The following is a 6564-nucleotide window of genomic DNA, read 5'->3' on the forward strand; positions in this document are numbered from 1 at the left end:
GAGCGCGGCCAGCGCCGGCATCGGCTGGCCGGGCAGCAGGCGGTTGGGCGCGACAGCCAGCCAGGGCAGCGGCAGCAGCAGCGCCGCCAGCGCCAGTGCGGCCGGCAGCGCCAGCGCGGGGTTCACCGCAGCAGGCCGGCCGTCGCCAGATGCTCGCGCGCCACCGCGTTGGCAGGGCGCCCTTCCACCGCGATGCGCGCGTTCAGCCGCTGCAGCGTGGCTTGGTCGAGCGAGGCGAAGACCGGGGCGAGGGCGGTGCGGATGGCGGGGAACCGCTCCAGCACGGCGGCGCGGACCACGGGCGCGGGCTCGTACACCATCTGGGCGCCGCGGTCGTCCGCCATGACGACGAGGTCGAGCGCGGCGATTCCGCCATCGGTCCCGTACACCATCGCCGCGTTGACGCCGGAGATGCCCTGCGCCGCGGCGCGCATCGTCACGGCCGTGTCGCCGCCCGGCAGCACCACGATGCGGTCGCGCGGGAAGGTCGCGCCGTAGGTGCGCTCGAAGGCGGGCAGGGCGGCGGCGCTCTCGACGAATTCGGCGGAGGCGGCGAGGCGCAGCGCGCCGCGGCCGGCGGCGGCGAAGAAGTCGCCCATCGTGCGCAGCCGCTCGCGCGTCGCGATATCGCGCCGCACGGCGATCGCCCAGGTGTTGTTCGCCCTGGCGCGATCGAGCCAGACCAGGCTGTTCTGCGCGCGATCGAGTTCCGCCGCGAGCGCGTAGGCCCGTTCGCCGTCGCGCCAGGCCGGGTCGTCCTCGCGCCGGAAGAAGAAGGCGGCGTTGCCGGTGTATTCGGGATAGAGGTCGATCTCGCCGGCGACCAAGGCGCCGCGCACGATCCGCGTGGGGCCGAGCGCGAGGCGGGCCTCGGTCGGCACGCCAGCCTGGCCCAGCGCGAGCAGGATCAGGTGCCCGAGCAGCTGTGCCTCGGTGTCGAGCTTCGAGGCCACCACCACCGGGCCGTCCCGGCGCTGCGCCCGCGCGGTGCCCGCCAGCAGCGCGGCTGCGCCGGTGCCGAGCACTGTCCGCCGCGCCACGCGGCGCGCCTGCCACCCCGTCATCCCTGCCTCCTCCTGCCGTCCGGCCAGCCTACCCCGTCGGTCAGGCAGGCTGGCAACCCCAAGACGCCTGAGGTGCAGGTGCGACGCGGCCGGGTGCCGTCAACCCTGCGGCAGAGGCATCAGCGCGGCTGCTCCAGCGCCTGCCACAGGTTGAGCGCGAGGGCGCGCGCGGTGGCCTCGTCGGCAGCCAGCCGCAGCCGGCTGCCGTCGCGCGCGATCAGGTGGAGTTCCGCGCCCTCGTCGGAGGTGAGCAGCGACGCCGCGATCAGGTCCGCCGGTGCAGGCGGCGCCGCGGCGCCGAGGGGCGTCGGCGTCATGGGCAGGTATCCTCCTGTGCCTTCAAGTCGCGATATTCGCGCAGGAGTCGCACGTTGAAGGCGGATGCCTTGCCCGATCGTGAACATCGCGCATCCGGCACGATGCGCCGGATGCGGCGTGTGATGTCAGCCGCGTGCCAGGCCGAGCACGCTGCGCAGCCGCGCCAGCATCGCCTGCGCCGGCTCGCCCAGTTCCTCCTCCGGCCCGGCCACGCCCTCCACCGTGTCGAGGGCGCGGCGGCGCTCGACCGCCTCGGGCAGCAGCTTCGGCAGCGTCGCCAGCGCCTCCTCTGGCGCCATCTCGACGATCAGCGTCTGCTCGCGGATCAGCGCCTGGCGGGCGGCGGAGGTCATGTCGGCGAAGGGCGCCTCCCCGGTCAGCACCGCCTGCGATCTCGCGAGGCGGGAGCGCCGGACGCCGCCGCGGGCGCGCGCCAGCAGGATCATCATGCGCACCACCGCCTCGGCGTAGTTGCCTTCCGCCACGTGGGCCAGCGCGGCGCGCATCTCCGGCGCGTCGGCCAGCGTGTCGGCGGTTTCGGCAGCCTCCTCCTCGGCCGTCGCCTCCGCGGCGCCGAAGGCGGCCAGCGTGCCGTAGACCGCGTGGAAGGCGGCCTCGGTCCAGGCGTCGCGCCAGTCCCGCCAGGCGTCGATTGCGCCCTCCACCCGGTCGGCGAAGGCGCGCTCCGCCGTCAGGAAGGGGTTGTCCGCGGCGGCCGGGGCGCGCTGCGCCTTCACCCGCTCCGCTGCCGCCGCGAAGGGCAGCATGAAGGGGTTGAGGTCGGAGACCATGTAGCGGCGCGCGCGCATCGGGTGCAGCTGCCGGCGCAGCTCCGCCGTCGCTTCCGTCGTGACCTGGCGTACCACCGGGCCGACGACCAGGTCGTAGATCGTCTGGTTCACCGCGGAGATCTTCGCCACCGCCGGGAAGGCCTCGTTGTTCGCCTCGCCCGACACCTGCCGGATGTCGGCGATGGTGCGGCTGACGAGCTCCACCTGGTAGCCGGCGTTCACGCCGCTGCCCTCGGACCCCGTGATGCGCATCTCGTAGAGGCCTGGTGCCACCGCCTCGATCATGTCGAGGGTGTTGGCGATCTCGGTGTGTTCCTTGTTCGCCACCTTGCCGCTGACGAAGATGCCGAGGTGGCCGATGTCGTCATGCACCAGGTAGACGATGGTCTGGCCGAGCTTCCGGATCTCCTTCTCGTCGCGGTAGACGTCGGCGATCCAGCGCAGCGCCTGGCCGGGCGGCGTGATGTTGTCGCCGGCGGAGGCGAAGACGATGATCGGCGACTTGATCGAGCGCATGTTGAAGGTCGCGCCGCCGCGGCCCGGCCCGGCGCTGATCTCGCCGCGGGCGAAGCGGTCGCCGACGAACAGGTTCTCGACGATCCAGCGGATCTCGTCGCGGTTCATCAGGTAGTAGCCGCCCCACCACTTCTCGAATTCCAGGAAGCGCTCGGGCTCGGAATCGGCCTTCTCGTAGAGGCTCCAGTACTTCTTGAACCAGGTGTTCCCGGGCGACAGGCCCTCGAAGTTCAGCACGAGGTTCGCGCCGTCGAACTTGCCGTTGCCGAGGTCGGCGAGCAGTGCGGCGGGCCAGGACCCGCCGGCCAGGCCGCCGGTGTAGCGCATGGGGTTGCGGCCCTTCTCGCCGGCCCAGTAGGACAGCGGCGCGCCGTTCAGCACCAGCGGCCCCATCAGCTCGGGGTCGGAGGCGCCGAGCATCATCACCGCCCAGCCGCCCTGGCAGTTGCCGATCACCACGGGCTTCGGCGCATCGGGATGCGCCTCGTGCACCTTGCGCAGGAAGGTGCGCTCGGCCGCGGTGATGTCGAGGATCGTCTGGCCGGGCTCCGGGTCCTTGAAGAAGATCACGAAGTAGACCGGATGGCCGCGGCGGAGCGCCACGCCGACCTGGCTGTCCGACTTGAAGCCGCCGATGCCGGCGCCGTGGCCGGCGCGCGGGTCGATGATGACGAAGGGCCGCAGCTTCGGGTCGGTGGGCCGCGTGCCGACGGGCGGCTTGATGCGAACCAGGGCGTAGTTGCAGCGGCGCGGCAGGGTCCGGCCGTCCACCATCATGTCCCATTCGAACACCAGCACGGGCGGGCAGCCCTGCTTCTCGTGCTCGACGAACTCGTTGCCGGCCCGGCGCATGGTGTCCCAGAACAGGATGGAACGCTGCGTCGCGTCCACCGCGTATTCCATCGCCTCCTGCATCAGGGTCAGCGGGCTGCGGCCCAGGAAGCCGAGCATCGCGGGCGGCTGCGGCGGCTTGGGCGCCAGCGCCTCGGCCTGCCGCGCGGCGACCTCGGCCAGGCTGCGGGCCTGGTCGAGCGCGCGGCTCATCGTCTCGGCGCCGCGGGACAGGAGCTCGCGGCCGGGGAGGGGAGGAGGCACGGCGTTCACGGCTGGGTCGTCCTGACGGTCATGGGAATGCTGCAACGCACCATATAAGCCGCCGTCGCTTACCACGGGCGTTACGTCCTGCCCATGTGAGGTTCCGGCCCCGGGCCGCCTGCCGCGCGCCTCGCCCGCCGGTTGATGAGCGGGGCGCGTTTATGGACCAGCATGCCGGCGCGATCGCGGCTAAGGAACTCGGGCCGCCGCGGCGATGCGCACGCCCGGCAGCGCGAGCCCGACCCGGCCCGACGTCGCTCAGCCGAGGACGTCGCGGCGCGCCGCCATCCGGACGCGGAGGGCGCGCGCCCCCATCCGGCCCAGGCCTACGGCAGACACGCCCGCCCGTCGCGGTGCGCGACGACGCGCGCCTGCACGCCACATCGACAACGAAGGATACGAGCAACATGGCTTCCAACGACGCGCTCCACGTCTCGTTTGACGACGGCTTCGGCCCGATCGGCAACGCCTGGAACGTGGACGCCTCCGTCCCCGGCGAGGTGCGGCTTGCCGGCAGTTCCGCCATGATGGAATGGGCGACCGGGCGCGACGCCGGGCACGGCTACGGGACCTACACCGTGAACGCGAAGCTGGAGGGCAACCAGCCCGGCGCCGGCATCATCCTCTGGCCTGGCGACAACCAGTGGCCGGGCCAGGAACTGGACATGGCGGAGATCACGCCGGACGGGTCCGGGCGGGTCTATGGCACGGTGCACTGGAATGCCGGCGGCTTCGACGCCTACGAGGCACGCATCTTCGACGGCATCACCACCGGCAGCTTCCACGACTACACGATGGTGTGGGAGCCCGGGCGCATCACCTTCAAGGTGGACGGCGCGGAAAAGGGCGTAGTGACGGAGAACGTGCCGGTGGACTTCGCCCATGGCGGGATGAACAACACCATCGGCTTCCTGAACAACAACCCGAACACCTCGATCACGGTGCGCGACGTCAGCTTCACGCCGCTTGGCGAGGCGGCGCCGGCGCCGAGCGCCGCGGCACCGGCCGCGGCCGAGACCGCCTGGGACGTGGCGGTGCCCGCCCAGAACGCCATCATCGCGACCGAGGCCGTGGCGGTGCAGACCGGCTCCGGGTCCGGGCTGGATGCCTGGACGGACGCGAACGGCATGGTGGACTGGAACGCGCTGGCGGCGCACGTGACCTCCAACTACGAGGCCACCGGCCAGTGGTTCATCTGAGGGCCGCCTGACCCTGCCGGTGGGAGGGGCGCGCCCCTGCCGCCGCGCGGGTCAGCGCTTCTCCTCGGCCGGGACGAAATGCTCGAGGCGCACGACCTGCGTGTCGGAGATGAACATCACGCCGGAGCCCTTCTCGAAGAGCGGCTTCAGGCCCGATGCGACGCGGCGGATCACCGGCTCGGTGCCGACCGCCATGAACATCACCACGCTGGCCTGGTCGTTCCAGAGCAGCCTTCCCTCGTGGAAGCCGTGATGGCCCTGGCCGGCCACGTCGCGGAACAGCGTCCAGCCGGTGCAGCCGCTGCGCTCCAGCAGTTCCCGCACGAAGGCCTGGCGCTCGCCGGGCAGGATGATCTCGATCTTCTTCAGAGAGTGGAAGACGAGATCGTCCGAGTTGGTCATCGGCATGGACTCCCTGCTCATGCGGGCACCAGAGCGTAGCGGCGCGCCTCGGTCGCCTCGCCCGTCTCCGCGTCGCGCCAGCTGCCGTCGCGGTTGCGGCGCAGGAACTGCCCGGTCTCGGGGTCTGCCACCAGCAGCGCCACCCAGCCATTGCCGAACAGCGTCTGCAGGATGCGATGCTTGGTGATCAGCGCCTCAACGCGCGCGCGGGGGGCGCGCACCACCGTCATCAGCCGCAGCGGCTCGTGGTAGGGCAGGCCGTCGGCCGATTCGACCGACTGCGCCGGCAGGCCGGTCATCAGGTCGCTGGCGTTGCCCTGCATCACGCCGAAGCCGCCCACCACGTTGTGCGTCACCTTCGACCCCGCGCCGAACACGGCGTTGTCGACGGTGGAGAAATAATACTGCGTGTTGATCCACTCCGCCACGACCATCGGCGCGGTCAGGATCACCTCCAGCGCCGCGCCGTCGGCATCGGCCCGCCAGTCGTAGGAGTGCAGGAAGCAGCGGCCCTCCAGGTCCAGCCGCTTCGTGAAGCCGCGGTCTGCGACGATGAAGGCGGCGTTGCGCGCCAGAGCCCATTCCGGCCGCACCTGCGCCCAGTCCGCCGCGCGCCGCTCGGCCGCCGCCACCGGGTCGGCGGCGGCGTCGCCGGGCAGCCGCGCCAGCCGTTCCTCCGTCGCCGCCGCACGGGCGGTGGCGAGGTCGGCCTGCAGGCGCGCCAGGATGGTGCCCTGGGATGCGGCCTGGCCGGCGTTCCAGATGGTCACCTCGTCCGTCGTGGTGTTGTGCTCCGCGGCGAGGAACACCGTCTCCGTCGGGATGGCGATTCCGCGCGCGGCCAGGCCGCGGCGCACCTCCGCGTCGTTCAGGATTTCTGCCATGATCCGCGCGTTCGGGCCGCCGCGGTTGCCGCCGCAGGCGCCGCAATCCAGGCCGGCGGCGAAGGGGTTGTTCACCGCCTGCCCGCCATGGCCGCAGAGCACCACCACCGGCGCGAATCCGGTGGTGAGGCCCATGATGCGCAGCGCGCCTTCCGCGGTCGCCACCTGCTCGGCGGGGCTCATGCCGGTCGGCGCCGTCGCGCCGTCGTCGCAGGCGAGCGCGACGCGCGGCGTCGTGGCGGCAACCGGCGCAATGCGGCCGGCCAGGCGGTTCGCGACGCGGCCGAAGCCCTCC

General features: G+C 72.3%; 6 protein-coding genes. 1 reads left to right on the forward strand and 5 read right to left on the reverse strand.

Going from position 1 to position 6564, the window contains the following annotated elements; translation table 11 throughout:
* Window positions 1-122 precede the first annotated feature (122 nt).
* The 3 genes from osmF to OZN99_RS22550 all read right to left on the reverse strand — a co-directional run bounded on the left by osmF (window position 123) and on the right by OZN99_RS22550 (window position 3793).
* A complete protein-coding gene (gene osmF, locus OZN99_RS22540) occupies window positions 123-1064 on the reverse strand; it encodes a glycine betaine ABC transporter substrate-binding protein OsmF (protein ID WP_270937504.1) in 942 nt (313 codons plus the stop codon).
* A gap of 119 nt (window positions 1065-1183) precedes the next feature.
* Entirely contained in the window at window positions 1184-1381 is a 198-nt protein-coding gene (locus OZN99_RS22545; RefSeq protein WP_270937505.1) for a hypothetical protein, read from the reverse strand.
* A gap of 126 nt (window positions 1382-1507) precedes the next feature.
* A complete protein-coding gene (locus OZN99_RS22550) occupies window positions 1508-3793 on the reverse strand; it encodes a DUF3141 domain-containing protein (RefSeq protein WP_270937506.1) in 2286 nt (761 codons plus the stop codon).
* 398 nt (window positions 3794-4191) lie between these two features.
* On the opposite strand from OZN99_RS22550, the gene OZN99_RS22555 reads away from it, so the two are divergent.
* Window positions 4192-4983: a family 16 glycosylhydrolase gene (locus OZN99_RS22555; RefSeq protein ID WP_270937507.1), complete on the forward strand. Its 792-nt coding sequence runs from the start codon at window positions 4192-4194 to the stop codon at window positions 4981-4983.
* A 51-nt stretch (window positions 4984-5034) separates the two neighbouring features.
* Here the strand turns inward: OZN99_RS22555 and OZN99_RS22560 are convergent, their stop codons facing one another.
* Window positions 5035-5385, reverse strand: a complete 351-nt coding sequence (locus OZN99_RS22560; protein WP_270937508.1) for a P-II family nitrogen regulator — start codon at window positions 5383-5385, stop codon at window positions 5035-5037.
* A 17-nt stretch (window positions 5386-5402) separates the two neighbouring features.
* Window positions 5403-6564: putative inorganic carbon transporter subunit DabA (locus OZN99_RS22565; RefSeq protein WP_270937509.1), on the reverse strand; the 1162-nt coding region annotated here is incomplete at its 5' end.

This window comes from Falsiroseomonas oryzae (genome assembly GCF_027856955.1).
Lineage (GTDB): Bacteria > Pseudomonadota > Alphaproteobacteria > Acetobacterales > Acetobacteraceae > Falsiroseomonas > Falsiroseomonas oryzae.